General features: G+C 66.9%; 13 protein-coding genes. 4 read left to right on the forward strand and 9 right to left on the reverse strand.

Annotated elements, in window-relative coordinates; genetic code table 11:
- Positions 1 to 52: 52 nt before the first annotated feature.
- The 3 genes from VGV58_RS00570 to VGV58_RS00580 all read right to left on the reverse strand — a co-directional run bounded on the left by VGV58_RS00570 (position 53) and on the right by VGV58_RS00580 (position 2,867).
- Positions 53 to 619, reverse strand: a complete 567-nt coding sequence (locus tag VGV58_RS00570; protein WP_326872015.1) for an ImmA/IrrE family metallo-endopeptidase — start codon at positions 617 to 619, stop codon at positions 53 to 55.
- Positions 620 to 692: 73 nt separating this feature from the next.
- Complete coding sequence (locus VGV58_RS00575; protein WP_326872016.1) at positions 693 to 1,655, reverse strand: Gfo/Idh/MocA family protein; 963 nt, start codon at positions 1,653 to 1,655, stop codon at positions 693 to 695.
- 57 nt (positions 1,656 to 1,712) lie between these two features.
- Positions 1,713 to 2,867: a GGDEF domain-containing protein gene (locus tag VGV58_RS00580; RefSeq protein ID WP_326872017.1), complete on the reverse strand. Its 1,155-nt coding sequence runs from the start codon at positions 2,865 to 2,867 to the stop codon at positions 1,713 to 1,715.
- Between the two features lie 235 nt (positions 2,868 to 3,102).
- Between VGV58_RS00580 and VGV58_RS00585 the strand changes: the two genes are divergently transcribed.
- Complete coding sequence (locus tag VGV58_RS00585) at positions 3,103 to 4,023, forward strand: MerR family transcriptional regulator (RefSeq protein ID WP_326872018.1); 921 nt, start codon at positions 3,103 to 3,105, stop codon at positions 4,021 to 4,023.
- Between the two features lie 6 nt (positions 4,024 to 4,029).
- On the opposite strand, the gene VGV58_RS00590 is transcribed toward VGV58_RS00585, so the two are convergent.
- Positions 4,030 to 4,497: a DUF2214 domain-containing protein gene (locus VGV58_RS00590; RefSeq protein WP_326872019.1), complete on the reverse strand. Its 468-nt coding sequence runs from the start codon at positions 4,495 to 4,497 to the stop codon at positions 4,030 to 4,032.
- A gap of 6 nt (positions 4,498 to 4,503) precedes the next feature.
- Complete coding sequence (locus tag VGV58_RS00595; protein ID WP_326872020.1) at positions 4,504 to 4,893, reverse strand: DUF6152 family protein; 390 nt, start codon at positions 4,891 to 4,893, stop codon at positions 4,504 to 4,506.
- A gap of 161 nt (positions 4,894 to 5,054) precedes the next feature.
- Here VGV58_RS00595 and tenA point away from each other — a divergent pair, with 161 nt between their 5' ends.
- The gene (gene tenA, locus VGV58_RS00600) at positions 5,055 to 5,723 is read left to right on the forward strand and encodes a thiaminase II (protein ID WP_326872021.1); all 669 of its coding nucleotides are present in this window, start codon (positions 5,055 to 5,057) and stop codon (positions 5,721 to 5,723) included.
- 4 nt (positions 5,724 to 5,727) lie between these two features.
- On the opposite strand, the gene VGV58_RS00605 is transcribed toward tenA, so the two are convergent.
- The 3 genes from VGV58_RS00605 to VGV58_RS00615 all read right to left on the reverse strand — a co-directional run bounded on the left by VGV58_RS00605 (position 5,728) and on the right by VGV58_RS00615 (position 9,432).
- The gene (locus VGV58_RS00605; RefSeq protein WP_326872022.1) at positions 5,728 to 6,843 is read right to left on the reverse strand and encodes a helix-turn-helix transcriptional regulator; all 1,116 of its coding nucleotides are present in this window, start codon (positions 6,841 to 6,843) and stop codon (positions 5,728 to 5,730) included.
- 169 nt (positions 6,844 to 7,012) lie between these two features.
- Positions 7,013 to 7,933, reverse strand: a complete 921-nt coding sequence (locus tag VGV58_RS00610) for a CobW family GTP-binding protein (RefSeq protein ID WP_326872023.1) — start codon at positions 7,931 to 7,933, stop codon at positions 7,013 to 7,015.
- A 5-nt stretch (positions 7,934 to 7,938) separates the two neighbouring features.
- Positions 7,939 to 9,432 (reverse strand): amidohydrolase family protein, encoded by a 1,494-nt coding sequence (locus VGV58_RS00615; protein WP_326872024.1) that lies wholly within the window; start codon positions 9,430 to 9,432, stop codon positions 7,939 to 7,941.
- Positions 9,433 to 9,636: 204 nt separating this feature from the next.
- On the opposite strand from VGV58_RS00615, the gene VGV58_RS00620 reads away from it, so the two are divergent.
- Both VGV58_RS00620 and VGV58_RS00625 read left to right on the forward strand, forming a co-directional pair.
- Complete coding sequence (locus tag VGV58_RS00620; protein ID WP_326872025.1) at positions 9,637 to 9,873, forward strand: type II toxin-antitoxin system CcdA family antitoxin; 237 nt, start codon at positions 9,637 to 9,639, stop codon at positions 9,871 to 9,873.
- A 4-nt stretch (positions 9,874 to 9,877) separates the two neighbouring features.
- Positions 9,878 to 10,189: a CcdB family protein gene (locus VGV58_RS00625; protein WP_326872026.1), complete on the forward strand. Its 312-nt coding sequence runs from the start codon at positions 9,878 to 9,880 to the stop codon at positions 10,187 to 10,189.
- Between the two features lie 69 nt (positions 10,190 to 10,258).
- On the opposite strand, the gene VGV58_RS00630 is transcribed toward VGV58_RS00625, so the two are convergent.
- Positions 10,259 to 13,984 carry a vitamin B12-dependent ribonucleotide reductase gene (locus VGV58_RS00630; protein WP_326872027.1) on the reverse strand — a complete coding sequence of 1,242 codons (3,726 nt, stop codon included), beginning with the start codon at positions 13,982 to 13,984 and terminating at the stop codon, positions 10,259 to 10,261.
- Positions 13,985 to 14,637 lie beyond the last annotated feature (653 nt).

Raw genomic sequence — 14,637 nt, forward strand, 5'->3', positions numbered from 1 at the left:
AGAAGTCACGTTGCCCGAGCCATGCCCTGTGGGCGCGCCGACCGCAAGCGGCTCAAATGTCGAGCGCGGCCTGCCGGAAAGGCAGGGCTCGTGCGCTCTCGCCGGAGCGCAACTCGCTATGGCGCACGATCGCGGCGCTCATGCTGACCCGGTAGCGTTCGCTCAATGCCGTTGCATCGAGCCTCCGCACGGCCGGTGTGTCCGGAATCAGGAAGGCGGCCGCATAGCGCCGCGCCTGGTATTCCATAGAGCGCAGCTTCGCCGAACCCCGCTCGGCCCGGCCACCGGCTGGCCCCCGGTTCAGATTGCCCTCATGCCCGAGCAGCGCGTGGCCGACCTCGTGCGCCACGGTCATGAGCGCCCTGCCCTCGCCGCGTTCGGCCGCCCGGAACACGCTCTCCGGGATCAGCAGACGCTTACCCAACGAATCCCATTGCGCCTCGGCTTCTCCGAGCGCGCCGTCCGGCACGCGCTTGTCCGAGAATTCCGGATAATGCGCCTTGAGCCTGCCCAGCAGCACCACGACCTCGACGGCCTCGTCGTCACGGAAGCCGAGCCCGCGCCGATGCGCCAAAGCGCGCGCGTCGATCTGCGCATCGGTGAGGAAGGCATGGCGCATCGGCAGGCCTCCTGAGCCCGCCGATCATAGCCCTCCCGCCATGCCGCCTCAATGAAGGGCGCGCATCCGGTACTCAGCTCGCCAGAATCGCCTCGACGATCTCCTGGACATTCAGCGCCTCCTCCAGCGTTGCCAGCTGATGCGCCTCTCCGCGCGCCAGCTTCGCTACGCCTTCGAGCTGCCGCTTCAGTGCGACCGGCCGCGCCTCAAGCTGCGTCAGGGCGCCCGGCGCCCGCTGCCAGGAGCCGTCCGACTGGCGTTGCTCGGCCAGCGACCAGTCGCAGAGCCGGATCGCCCCGCTTTCGCCTTCGAGCATCCAGATGTTGTGATCGTCTTTCGGGGTCGTGCCGACGCTGCCGATGAGCGTTACCGGAATGTCGCCCGCCATCAACCGTGCCTCGATCCGACGCTCCGACTTGCCCGCCTCCGGGAAGGATACGCTCGCCTGCAGGTCATGCAGCCGCCCACCGAGCCGGCGGCTCAGGAACAGGAAATGCGAGACCACTTCGCGGGTGAAGCCGCCCTGCTCGCGCCGGTCGAGCCAGCCCGCGGCATCGGCCTGCCAGGAGCGCGGCCAGGTGGCGAAGGCGACCTCGATCGCGATCCGCCGGTTGCCGCCGATGCTCTCGGCCCAGTCCTGCAATTGCGCGACCGCCGGCGAGGAGGCGAAAGGAAAGTTGACCGCGCCGCGCCCGCCAGCCTCGGCGACGAAGGCACGGGAATCGGCGACGTCGATCGCAAGCGGCTTCTCGCAGAAGACGGTTCTGCCGGCCGCGAGCGCCGCGCGGGCATGGCCGAGATGGGAAGCCGGCGGCGAGGCGATGTAGACGCAGTCGCTCGCCGCGATCACGGCGGCCGCATCGGGCTGCTGTGCGACCTGCGGCAGCTCGCCTGCGATCCGCGCCATCGCCTCGCTGGACGGGTCCCAGATCCCGGCGGCGCGCACCAGCTCGGGGGATTGCGCCAGGATGGCGCGCAGCATGCGCTCGCCCATGATGCCGGCGCCGATCAGGCCGATTGAAACAGGTGCGGACATGGGATTCTCTCGTGGCAGCAGGAAGAACGCCGCATAGCAGCCAGCCGGTGTCCGCGGCTACCCCGCCAGGCGCTCGCCACCCTCGCCCAGCTCGACCCGGTTCCGGCCAGAGGCCTTGCCGGCATAGAGCGCCGCATCGGCGCGCTGGTAGAGGTCGACCGCCGTCTCCTGCCCGTCGAAGCCGACCGCCCCCATACTGACCGTGATGTATTGCGCCGTCGGCGACGCTGCGTGCTCGATCCGGAGCTCGGCGATCGCCTGCGCGACCCGTTCCAGCCGCTCCCGCGCCTTCTGCGGCGTGGTGTCATAGAGCAGTAGGCCGAACTCCTCGCCACCGAGCCGCCCGACCATGTCCATCGGCGGGCGCAGCCGGCTGTCGATGGCGCGGGCCACCGAGGCGAGCGCGATGTCGCCGGCCTGATGGCCATAGCGGTCGTTGTAGCGCTTGAAATGATCGATATCGAGCACCGCGAAAGCGACGGGAGCGCGCTCGCGCCGCGCCTGCAGCAGCGCCATCGCAACATGCTCCTCGAAGCCGCGCCGATTGGCGACGCCGGTCAGCGCGTCCGACATCGCCCGGCTATGCAGCATGCGACGCAGGAGGAACTGGTCGCGCTCGGCCCTCTCGCGCAGCCAGGCACCGACGGCGCTGACGAAAACGGCGAAGAACAGCAGGATCGAGAGCCGGCCATGCTCGGCCAGTTGCCCCGGCTCGAGCATCAGCAGGCCAAGCCCGGTGGTGAACACCGCGATCAGCAGGGCGATGCCCAGGCTCTGCAGGAAGGTCAGCCCAACCGGCAGGAACACGGCCGCGATGATCACGAGCTGGGCGATATCCGCCTGCGGCAGCCCCCGCAGCTTGTACATGTTGGCGATGAAGGCGCAGGTCACGCCGATCAGCGCCAGCGCCAGCATGGTGAGGTGATGATAGGCATGGGCCTGGCGGTTGCGGCGCACGATCCAGACCAGGCGCAGGATCACGGCGAGCGTCCCCAACCTCAGCGCGATCGCGAACTCGACGAAGATGTCGCGGCTGTCGACCGCGACGAGGTTGTCGAGGCGCGTCAGGTCGAGCCCGATGAAGGTCAGCCAGATGCCGAGCGCAGTGATCAGGCAGACCAGGGTGCTGCGGCGCTGGTCGGCACGCATATGCTGCCGGTACTCGCGCTCCAGCACCGGCTCGAAGCCGAGACCGTCGAAGCGACGCACCACCGTCCCGCTGCTCGGCGGTTCGGCCGCCGGCTCAGCATGCCTGGAGATCGGATCGTGGCGTGGGGCGTGCACGCGCAGGACAATGCCCGCGACTAGCTAACGCCGCTTTGACGGCGGGGCCTGGGCACACAGCTTTCGCCCGACAGGGTTTCACCCGCCTTGCCGCGATCGCCTGCATTCGAACGATTTCGGCACCGCTTGACCCTCCACCAGATGGAGACGCTACGACGATCCCATGAACGCGAACGACCAACGCTACACCATCGGCGAGCTCGCCCGCCTCTGCGGCGCGCCCGTCCGGCGCATCCGCTTCTATTCCGACAAGGGGCTGCTACCGCCAGCGACCCGCACGATGGCGAACTACCGCGTTTATTCGGACGCCGATGCAGCTCGGCTCGACCTGATCCAGGCGCTGCGCGCCATGGGCATGAGCCTCGCCGCGATCCAGGGCATCCTCATCCGCAAGGGTTCGCTCGCCGAGCTCCTGCAATTGCGCCTCTCGACGCTCGAGGCCGAGATCGCCGGCAAGCGCCTGATCGCCGCGACCCTGCGCGCCGCCCTGCGCCACCCCGAACCGACCGCGGACGACATCAGGAGACTATGGACCATGACCAGCCTGTCCAATGCCGACATGCGCAGCCTGACCGAACGCTTCTATGACGAAGTGACCGGCGACAGGATGAACCCGGAATGGCGGCAGAAGGCGATTGCAGCCGGCGCCCCCGAATTGCCCGACGATCCGACGCCGGAGCAGATCGACGCCTTCGCCGAGCTCAGGGCGATGCTGAGCGGCGAGGCGGCCATAGCTCAGGCCAAGGCCGATGCCGAGCTGATGTGGACACCGGATTTCGACCCGGCTGCCTATCACGCTGCCGCCGAGCGTATCTTTGCCGACGTCCGTGAGGCGATGGTCAAAGGCGACGCTCCGGACTCGGATACGGGTCGCGCCATCGCCAGCGCTTGGCTGGACGCCTCGGCCAAGGCGATGAAACGCGAGCCGGACCAAGCCTTCCGCGCCTGGCATCTCGACCAGTATCGCCGGCATCATGAACGCTCGCTGCGCTACCAGCAGCTGCTCGCGACGTTACGTGACGAGGCAGCACCCGGCCGCGAATGGTGGTGGATCAATGAAGCGATGACGGCGCTGGTCGTCTAACGAAGGTTAGACGAAGCCGATCCAGCGCCCGGCGACCAGGATGCAGAGCCAGAGCGAGGCGGAGAACGCGGCGAGCAAGCGAACCCGCAGGCCGATCTCGCCGCCGGCCAGCGCCGGCTTCAGATTGAGATGCTGGAGCACGATATTGCCCAGCGCCAAGGCGAGTAGGCCAAGTTTGGTCAGGAAGGCGGGGTTGCCGAGATATTCGCCCGGCTTCACCGTGAACAGCCAGAACCCGGTCGCGAGCGCCAGAGCTAACCCGCATGCGGCCGTCCGGATCAGCATTGGGCCGATCAGCGGCAGCGCCGAGGCGCGCAATACGCCCGCCAGCCGCAGATCGAGCGGCAGGATCGCGCCGAGCAGGAGGCCGATGCCGAGGATATGCGCGGCGTTGACGAACAGATAGGCGGTGCCGGAGCGCTGCAGCAGCACCGCTCCCGGCCAGCCGGCGAGCCAGTCGATCAGCGCCGCCACGAGCGCTCAGTTGGTTTTGATCCGCTCCGGATACATGTCGTAGTTCCTGCCGCCGATGGTGATGCGCACCGCCTTCATCTGCTTCTTGCTGACATCCTGATGGCGGTTGCCGAGCACAGTGATGGCATCGCCCACCTTCGCAGTGTCGCCGGTGAAATTGGCCCGTGCGGTCTGGCTGGGATTGCCGAGATCGATCTGCCAGACCACGCCGTCGGCAGCCGCGACCTGCAGCGTCGGATGCGGCGGCGCCATCGAGATCGAGCGGATCGTGCCCTTGAGCTCGCTCTGCTCGTCGACCGCCCAGCCCCAGCCATGATGCGCCAGGGCCGGCAGAGCGAGGACGGAAACGGCCGCGCCGCAGAGCAGGGCCCGCCGGCCGATCGCGGAACTGGTCATCGTCGAACCCTCCTGGTTGCTCGAAGGAGCGGAGGCTAACCCGGCATCTACGCCCTGTCGCCGCCGGGGCGGATCAAACCTGCGTCATCCGCGGCGCGCCACGCAGGTCCAGTTTGCGCTATGACTGCCGCGCGAATCCAATCCGGAAGGACGCTCGGACCGTGGACATCTTCGACAGGTTGAAGGCCGCCGCGGCGGCGGACTGGGCCTCTTATGTCGAGCACGACTTCGTCCGGCAGATGGGCGACGGCTCGCTGCCGCAGGCCGCCTTCCGGACCTATCTTGTCCAGGACTATCTCTTCCTGATCCAGTTCGCCCGCGCCTATGCGCTCGCGGCCTACAAGAGCCGCAACCTCGCCGATATGCGCGCCGCCAAGGCGGGCCTGTCGGCGATCCTCGACCTCGAAATGGACCTGCATGTCCGGCTCTGCGGCCGCTGGGGCCTCTCGCCCGAGCAGCTCGAAGCCACGCGCGAGCATCAGGCGACGGTCGCCTACACCCGCTTCGTGCTCGATTGCGGCGTCTCCGGCGACCTGCTCGACCTGCATGTCGCGCTCAGCCCCTGCATCGTCGGCTATGCCGAGATCGGCGCACGCCTCGCCAAGACAATCGGCCCTGCGCTCGACAGCCATCCCTATCGCGACTGGATCGGCGAATATGCGGGCGAAGCCTATCAGCAGGTCGCCAGCGACGCCCGCCGCCATCTCGACGCCCTCGCCGCTCGCGCCATGACGGAAGCGCGTTTTGGCGAGCTCGCCGCCTTGTTCGGCCAGGCCTCGAAGCTGGAGGCCGATTTCTGGCAGATGGGCCTCGACGCGCCGCGAGCCTGACCCGTCACACCAGCCCCAGCACGAGGCCGACCAGCTCCGACTGGCTCGACGTCAACGTCTTGGCGAAGACGTTGTGCAGATGCGTCTGCGCCGTCGAATAGCCGATGCCGACAGCTCGCGCCGCCGCCTGCAATCCCTTGCCGTCCAGCACGGCGGCGAGCAACCGGGTCTCCGCCGGCGTCAATTGGTAGACCCTGGCGGCGCGTTCGGCTGCCTGTGGCCTGTCGGCAGGAGCCGGCACGCGGATGATCACCATGCAGCGCAGGGTCTCGGCGAGCGGCAGCCCCTCGCCGCTTCCCGGGCGAAGCGGCACGATGGTCGCGCAGAGCGGCCGCTCCTCGCCCCGCGCGATGCCGACATCGATGATCGGCGCGAGCGTCCCCTTCGCCAGCGCGAGCTGAACCGCCTCCTGCAATGTCGGCCGTCCGGTATCGCGCCGCGCCGCCAGGCCATGCAGCGTCAGGCACAGCACGCCCTCGGCGAAGAGTTGCTCGGCCGGGGCGCTGGCATAGGCGATCTTGCCGGCCTCGTTGAACAGGATGACTGCGGCCCCGAGCCGGTCCGCCAGCACCGACAGGAGCGCATCACGATGATCGAAGAAGCCGAGTTGCGCGGTGGTCCGGAGCGCGCGCATCAGATGCGGTGCAAGGCGCTCCAGCAGGGTGCGTCCCGCATCCGGGACATCGCCATGCCCGTCGGGCCGCACCAGCGTCAGCGGCGTGTAGGCAGCCGCGCCGCGCTGTAGCACCAGCGTCACCGGGGCCCCCAGGCCCTGCGGCCGGGCCCAGCCATCATAGAACTCGCTCTTCCTGAAATCCTCGGGCGCGATCACCTCGCTATTGCTGACGACGAAGCCCGGCCGCATCCGCTCGGCGATGCCGAAAAGCGGGTTCATCGGCAGGTAGTGGTCGAAGGTCTTCTCGACATGGTCGGGATCGAAGCCGAAATAGGCGAGCGGCCGGCCGCTGCGATCGACGAAATTCTCGACCGTCAGCCCGCCGGCGACGCAGCCGGTCGCGGCGGCGAGGCGCCGCAGCAATGTGCCCCAGGCTGCGCTGTCGAGCGCTGCTTCGCAGGTCAACTCCAGCAGCTCGGCGAAACCGGCATCGGAGACTTTCAATCGCCCCTGATCTCCAATCCCCCGGGCCCAAGGCTATAAATCTCGGGAAACCCTTGCAAGTCTCGTGCGAATTGACGGCGCAGCGAGGCTCTTCGTCCACCGACGTGGCGACCCGCTGCACCGATAGGCAGCCGAACTGCCGAGCCAAGACTATCTGCAAGATCGCGGACTACAGATGCCGACCCGCTCGGCTCATCGCCTCATCGATCTCCGCCGACGTGATCCTGCCGATCTCGGCGATGAAGACGATCCTGGTGCCCTGCCCCAGCTCGTCCCGATCGACAGGCGCCAGCGTCGCTCTGCCGCCCGCGAGCTGGAAGAGATAGCGGCAATCGGGCTTCTCGATCGTCGCCAGAAATCCCTTCGCGCGCACGAGCCGTGACGCAAGCCGGCCGACGACCTGCTGGAAACCTGCAAGCGAGATCGGCTCGCTGGACATCCAGTTGAAGCTCTCGAAGCGATCGACGCTTGGCCTCTTCGGACGCGTCGTCCGCTCGCGGGGCGTTCCGACTTCGGGAAAGACGAGATCGAGCGGGATATCGCCGCCGGGCGCCTCGACGAGAGCGGCCCGGCGGTTGATCTGCGACAGGGACCGGCAGCGCTTGTCGAGAGACGGCCTGTCGATGAGGTCCCCCTTGCTGACGGCGAGCAGGTCGGCCGTCCGCAGCTGACTCAGGAACAGCGGGTCGCCGAGACTCGCCTCCGGCGCCGCCGCATCGACGACGCAGAGCACCGTCTCCAAGGGCGCCTCGTGCCAGATCACCGGGTCCATCAGGTTGCGGATGATGTCGTTCGGGTCGGCGACGCCGCTGGTCTCGATCACGATGGCTTCGGGGCGCGGGGTTCGCCGCAGCAGATTGGAAAGCGTCCGCAGCAGATCGCCTTCCAGCGAGCAGCAGATGCAGCCATTGGCGAGGCTGACGACGCCGTCCTCCGCGCCAGCGATGAGCTCCGCATCGATGTTGATCGCGCCGAAATCATTGATGACGGCGGCGATGCGCCGCCCGTCGGCCTGTTGCAGGATGCGGTTGACCAGCGTCGTCTTGCCGGCTCCGAGAAAGCCCGTCACCAGCAGGATCGGAACCGGCATGGTCTTCAGGCCACCGCACTGAGCGGACGGCGCACCGGCTGGCCCGGCCGGGCCGCGACATCCATGATCCCATCGGCGATCACCGGCGCCCCGCTGACGACGAGGTGCCGAACACCTTCGGCCGGCCGGTTCATCGCCGAGAACTCCGCCCGGTCCGTGAGCTGATCCAGATCGAACACCACGACATCAGCGTCGGCTCCGGCCTTCAGCCGGCCCTTGTCATGCATGGCGGGCGTGCTCGCGGCCAGGATCTCGGCAGGGATCAAGGTGCACTTCGCGATGCCCTCCTGCAGGCTGACCGCCTGCCGCTCGCGCACCCAGTGGCGCAGGAAGCGCGTGAAGGTGCCGGACGAGCGCGGATGCGAGGTCGCCTCGTCGGGCAGCGGCCAGGCGTCGCCGGTATAGGTCGATCCATCCGGCATCGACCAGGGCATGGCGTCCGAGGCGATCGCGCCGCCGGGGTACAGCACCGAGAGGTCGAGCATGTCGCGATGACGGGCATTGTTCTCGGTGTCGAGCACATGCCAGAGGACGAGCTGCGACGGGTCTTCCGATTGCGCGGAAAGCAGGTCCTCGCGGTCCTGGATCCGGCGCCCGCTGGTGACGAGCTGGATCTGCTCGTAGCGCGTGTCGTTGCGGCGCTCGAATTCCGGGTCGCTGAAGAAGGCGGCGGCGATCACCGTCGAGCCGGTACCATAGGGATAGGCCTCGACCGTGATCGGCAGGCCCTGCTCCTGCGCTTTCTTGATCAGTCGCGCGCAGCGCACGACATCGGTCTTGCTGGAGCTGTTGAAGTGGCAGATGTGCATATGCGCGCCGGTCGCGCCGGCATAGCCGATCAGGCGGATATAGGCCTCCGCCGCGCTCTTCGGATCGGTGTTCGCCATATAGGCGATATGGGTGAAGGTCGGCACGCCGCGCTCGGCGGCGAGCTGGCACAGCGCCGTCAGCTCCTGCACGCCGGCACCCGGAGCATAGGCGTTGAGGATGCCGATGCCGATGCCGCCTTCGTCGAGCCCGGCCGCGATGCGCTCGAGGATGTTCTGCTGCTCGGAGGGCGAGGAGATATTGTCCATCCAGCGCGGATCGCGCATGGCGCGTCCAAACGCTTCCAGCGACGATTCCTCGTTGATCCCGATCATCGCGCCGATCCGGGCGAAGGCCCAGTTCGTGGCGGCGCCATAGTTCAGGATGCGGCCCTGCTCCGCCTGCCGGCGATACCAGGAGGCGACCGGCAGCACGCCGGCCTCGAGGTCCAGTGTCGTCGTGACGCCGTCAAAGGCCTGCATGCGGTCGGCCGGGATCGACTGGCCATGGGCATGGAGATCGATGAAGCCGGGCGCCACGACCAGCCCCCGCGCATCGATCACGCGCTCGGCGCTGCCAAGGCCGGAGCCGATCGCGACGATCTTTCCGTCGACGACAGCGACATCGGCGATGCCGTCATGGCCGCTTTCCGGATCGACGACGCGGCCACCCGAAATCAACAGTCCGCTCATATGCCCTTGCCCCTCATGCCTCGGTTGGCCCGCGACCGTTGACCGCGAAGCAACCAATGTTGGCCGATCGGGAATTGCCGAGACAAGCGCGTTGCCGGTGAACCGCTTCGGCGGATGACGCATGCCGGGTCGGCGCCGGCAACATTCGCAAATCTCTCCCGGCAAGTGTCTCGCGTGACAGTATGTTCTGAATGTGCATAACTCATGCGCATGAACCGTGCCGCCAAGAGACCGATCAATCTCTCCCTCGACGCCGATCTGATCGAGGCCGCGCGCGCTCACGGCCTCAACCTCTCGGCCATCACCGAGGACGCTTTGCGGAAGCGGATCGCGGAAGAAGATGCTCGGCGCTGGCTCGCGGAGAATAGCGAGGCGATCACTGCCCAGAATGCCTGGACGGCCGAGCGTGGTCTGTTCTCGGACGAATTCCGCGGCTGGTGAGCGCGTGGCGCAATACGATGTCTACGAGCACCCTGGCGAGCGCCTGCGAGCCGAATATCCGTTTGTCATCGACCTTCAAGCCGATCTGCTCTCTTCGCTCGACACCCGCGTGATCGCGCCGCTGCGCCGAGCCGAATTGCTACCGGCGATCAGGCGCCTGAACCCCGGTTTCACGATCAACGGCGCGAAGGTCGTTCTGGTGCCGACCGAGATCGTCGCGATCCGTCGCAGCCTACTGGGGCCGCCGGTCGCATCACTGGCGAAGGAGCATTTCGCCATCACGGCGGCGCTCGATCTGATGCTGACAGGCATCTAACCAGACAGATCAAGAAAACGGCCGGAGCGAGCTCCGGCCGTTATTTCATCTAGCGACTGGGCTTAAGTCTCACGAACACCCGGTCGTCGACCCACAGGTGTTGCACTTCAAACAAGTGCCGTTCCGCACGAGCGTGAAATTCCCGCACTCGCCGCAGCTGTCGCCGACATAGCCCTTCATGATCGCCTCGGCCCGGCGCTCGGAGGCGGTCGGCTGGGCGGCCGGCGCGGCGAAGCCGAGCTTGCTCATCTCCTCCTCGCCATAAGCCTCCGGCTCCTCCTTCAGCGCGGTCGCGCCGGCGGTGGCGAGGCCAGTGACGTTGCTCGCCGAGCGAGCGACCGCGTCGTTGGCCGCCGCTCCGCCCTGGATGGCGAGCAGGTTGATCGGCTTGCCGCGGCGGAAGCCCGAGGAGGCCAGCGGGGTCGAGGTGATCGGCCCGGCCGCATCCGGCGCCCGGCCCTGCTCGACGCCGCCGCCCATCACGTCATGGCCGATCTCGGAGGGATCGACATGGGCGAGGTCGTGCCGGCCGAGATAGGAGATCGCCAGCTCGCGGAAGACGTAGTCGAGGATCGAGGTCGCGTTCTTGATCGACTGGTTGCCCTGCACGAAGCCCGAGGGCTCGAAGCGGGTGAAGGTGAAGGCCTCGACATACTCCTCCAGCGGCACGCCGTATTGCAGGCCGAGCGAGACCGCGATGGCGAAGTTGTTCATCATCGCCCGGAAGGCCGCGCCCTCCTTGTGCATGTCGATGAAGATCTCGCCGAGGCGCCCGTCGGCATACTCGCCGGTGTGGACATAGACCTTGTGGCCGCCGACCACCGCCTTCTGGATATAGCCGGTGCGCCGCGCCGGCATCTTCTCACGCTCGCGGACGCGTTCGACACGTTCCACCACGCGCTCGACGATCTTCTCGGCGATCTGGGTGGCGCGCGCCGCCAGCGGCTGCTGGTAGAGCGCCTCGGTCGCGTCGTCAGCGTCGTCGTCCTCATCGGCGATCAGGGCCGAGTTCAGCGGCTGCGACAGCTTCGAGCCGTCGCGGTAGAGGGCGTTCGCCTTCAGCGCCAGCTTCCAGGAGAGCAGGTAAGCACTCTTGCAATCCTCGACGGTGGCGTCGTTCGGCATGTTGATGGTCTTGGAGATCGCGCCCGAGATGAAGGGCTGCGCCGCCGCCATCATGCGGATATGGCTCTCGACCGAGAGATAGCGCTTGCCGATGCGCCCGCAGGGATTGGCGCAGTCGAAGACGTTGTAGTGCTCCTTCTTCAGGTGCGGCGCGCCTTCCAGCGTCATCGCCCCGCAGACATGGACATTGGCGGCCTCGATCTCGGCCTTGCTGAAGCCGAGGAAGGGCAGCAGCTCGAACGACATGTCGTTCAGCTTCTCCGCCGGCACCTTCAGCGTACCGGTGAGGAAGTCCTCGCCCAGCGTCCACTTGTTGAAGACGAACTTGATATCGAAGGCGCTCTTCAGCCCCTTCTCGACCGCCTCGATCTTCTCGTCGCTGAAGCCCTTGGCCCGCAGCGAGCCGGGGTTGATTCCGGGCGCCTGCTTCATCGAGCCGTGGCCGACGGCATAGGCCTCGATCTCGGCGATATCCGCCTCACGGTAGCCGAGCGCGCGCAGCGCATCCGGAACCGCGCCGTTGATGATCTTGAAGTAGCCGCCGCCGGCGAGCTTCTTGAACTTCACCAGCGCGAAGTCGGGCTCGATGCCGGTGGTGTCGCAATCCATGACCAGGCCGATCGTGCCGGTCGGCGCGATCACCGTCGACTGGGCGTTGCGGTAGCCGTGCTTCTCGCCGAGCGCCAGCGCCTCGTCCCAGCTCGCCTTGGCCCGCTCCGACACCGTCGCCGAGGAGCCGCCGAGGCGCTCCAGCGTCGCATGGTCGAGCGGCACCGGCGTGACCTGCAGGCCCTCATAGCCGCTGGCCTGGCCATGCGCCGCAACGCGGTGGTTGCGAATGACGCGCAGCATGTGCGGCGCGTTCTTCTTGTAGCCCGGGAACGGGCCGAGCTCGCCCGCCATCTCGGCGGAGGTCGCATAGGCGACGCCGGTCATGATCGCGGTCAGGCCGCCGGCGAGCGCCCTGCCCTCATCCGAGTCGTAGCCGAGACCCATGGTCATCAGGAGGCCGCCGATATTGGCGTAGCCGAGGCCGAGCGTGCGGTACTCATAGGAGAGCTCGGCGATCTCGCGGCTCGGGAACTGCGCCATCGCGACGGAGATCTCGAGCACGATGGTCCAGAGGCGGCAGAGATGCTCGTAGCCGGCGACGTCGAAGGCCTTGGTCTGGCGATCATAGAACTGCAGCAGGTTGGCCGAAGCCAGATTGCAGGCGGTGTCGTCGAGGAACATGTACTCCGAGCACGGATTCGAGGCGCGGATGCGTCCCGAGGCCGGGCTGGTGTGCCAGTCGTTCATCGTGGTGTTGAAGTGCAGGCCGGGATCGGCCGAGGCCCAGGCGGCGTAGCCGATCTTCTCCCAGAGGTCGCGCGCCTTCAGGGTCTTGGTGACCTTGCCGGTGGTGCGGCCGATCAGGTTCCAGTCGCCATCGGTCTCGACAGCGCGCAGGAAGTCGTCGGTCAGCGAGACCGAGTTGTTCGAGTTCTGGCCGGAGACAGTGAGATAGGCTTCCGAATCCCAGTCGGTGTCGTAGGTGTCGAACTGGATCTCGGTGTAGCCCTGCCTGGCGAACTGGATGACGCGCTTGATGTAGTTGTCAGGCACCATCGCCTTGCGGGCGAGCTTGATCTCGCGCTTCAGCGCCGGGTTCTTCTCGGGATCGAAGCAGGCATCGTCGGCGGCCTCGCAATTGACGCAGGCCTTCATCACCGCCTTCATCGCCTTCTGGACGATCTTGGAGCCGGCGACCAAAGCCGCGACCTTCTGCTCCTCCTTCACCTTCCAGTCGATATAGGTCTCGATATCGGGGTGATCGACGTCGACCACGACCATCTTGGCGGCGCGGCGGGTGGTGCCGCCCGACTTGATCGCGCCGGCTGCGCGGTCACCGATCTTGAGGAAGGACATCAGGCCGGAGGAGCGGCCGCCGCCGGCGAGCTTCTCGCCCTCGCCGCGCAGCATCGAGAAGTTCGAGCCGGTGCCGGAGCCATATTTGAACAGGCGCGCCTCACGGACCCAGAGGTCCATGATGCCGCCCTCGTTGACGAGGTCGTCCTGCACGCCCTGGATGAAGCAGGCATGCGGCTGCGGATGCTCATAGCTCGACTTCGACTTGACCAGCTTGCCGGTCTTGAAGTCGACGTAGAAGTGGCCCTGGCTCGGCCCGTCGATGCCATAGGCCCAGTGCAGGCCGGTGTTGAACCATTGCGGCGAGTTCGGCGCGACCATCTGCGAGGCCAGCATGAAGCGCAGCTCGTCATGGAAGGCGTGGGCGTCCTCTTCCGAAGAGAAATAGCCGCCCTTCCAGCCCCAATAGGTCCAGCAGCCCGCGAGCCGGTCGAAGACCTGCTTGGACGAGATCTCGGAGCCGAAGCGCTCGGCCTCAGGCAGCTTCGCCAGCGCGGCTTCATCCGGAACCGAACGCCAGAGGAAGGACGGGACGTCGTTCTCCTCGACTCGTCTCAGGACGGCCGGCACGCCGGCCTTGCGGAAGTACTTCTGCGCGAGCACGTCGCTCGCCACCTGCGACCAGGCCTCGGGCACCTCGATGCCCTCGAGCCGGAAGACGATCGAACCATCGGGATTGCGGATCTCGCTCACCGCGGAGCGGAACGGGATCGCAGAATAGGGCGACTGGCCGGCGGTGGTATGGCGGCGCTCGATGCGCATAAGCTTCGTCCCCAATGCTTGCCGCGGACGCATCATGGCGCCCCGCGCGGCCGGTTGCTCACCGGCTCCTGATGTCAGACCAACTCGGTTTGATGCCCCTGGATCCCGCGACGGTGTGCCCCGTCATCGGTTTCCTGATGCGGCCAGCCGGAGCACGCACGTCGCCGTTCGCCGTCGCCATCTCTGGCGCGCCGCGGTGATCGCCTTGACCCGTCTGGGAACTCGTTTCGCGGGTCGAAAAAGGCGTCTCCGCCAGCCGTCACGCGACCGTCAAAATTTAGTCCCGATTGGGTCGCGCCGTCAAGGATTAGTGCGGGTCGATAGGTGTGGATACGACATCTTGTAGGAAGATGTGGATCGTGGGGATAAGTTTCAAGGCACCGGCTAAGCCCAAGGAATCACATGCGGAATCGCGGCGCCGTTGCCATCGTGCAACGATCCTTGCCGGTGCGAAATCCCTAAAATCCGCCGGACCATGGTTAATGAAGCATCAACCGGACCCAGCGAACCCTACCAGCGGAAGCGCTCCCTGCAGCGACAGCCACAAGTGCTTGAATCCGCGGGATGCTTGGCCGGCTGGTGCAACTTGAGCGTCGATCACGGCCCTTCCGAATCATGACCGAATCGTGGCGGCGATCGCGGCGACGCTGCTG

Source organism: Allobosea sp. (genome assembly GCF_035944895.1).
In the GTDB taxonomy this organism is placed as follows: Bacteria; Pseudomonadota; Alphaproteobacteria; order Rhizobiales; family Beijerinckiaceae; genus Allobosea.

What these genes read in the sequence shown, in the direction of transcription:
- VGV58_RS00595 (WP_326872020.1), bottom strand. Translation starts at nt 4,893, where the DNA reads ATGACCAGTTCCGCGATCGGCCGGCGGGCCCTGCTCTGCGGCGCGGCC.
- VGV58_RS00575 (WP_326872016.1), bottom strand. Translation starts at nt 1,655, where the DNA reads ATGTCCGCACCTGTTTCAATCGGCCTGATCGGCGCCGGCATCATGGGC.
- VGV58_RS00615 (WP_326872024.1), bottom strand. Translation starts at nt 9,432, where the DNA reads ATGAGCGGACTGTTGATTTCGGGTGGCCGCGTCGTCGATCCGGAAAGC.
- VGV58_RS00570 (WP_326872015.1), bottom strand. Translation starts at nt 619, where the DNA reads ATGCGCCATGCCTTCCTCACCGATGCGCAGATCGACGCGCGCGCTTTG.
- VGV58_RS00585 (WP_326872018.1), top strand. Translation starts at nt 3,103, where the DNA reads ATGAACGCGAACGACCAACGCTACACCATCGGCGAGCTCGCCCGCCTC.
- VGV58_RS00620 (WP_326872025.1), top strand. Translation starts at nt 9,637, where the DNA reads ATGCGCATGAACCGTGCCGCCAAGAGACCGATCAATCTCTCCCTCGAC.
- VGV58_RS00610 (WP_326872023.1), bottom strand. Translation starts at nt 7,933, where the DNA reads ATGCCGGTTCCGATCCTGCTGGTGACGGGCTTTCTCGGAGCCGGCAAG.
- VGV58_RS00630 (WP_326872027.1), bottom strand. Translation starts at nt 13,984, where the DNA reads ATGCGCATCGAGCGCCGCCATACCACCGCCGGCCAGTCGCCCTATTCT.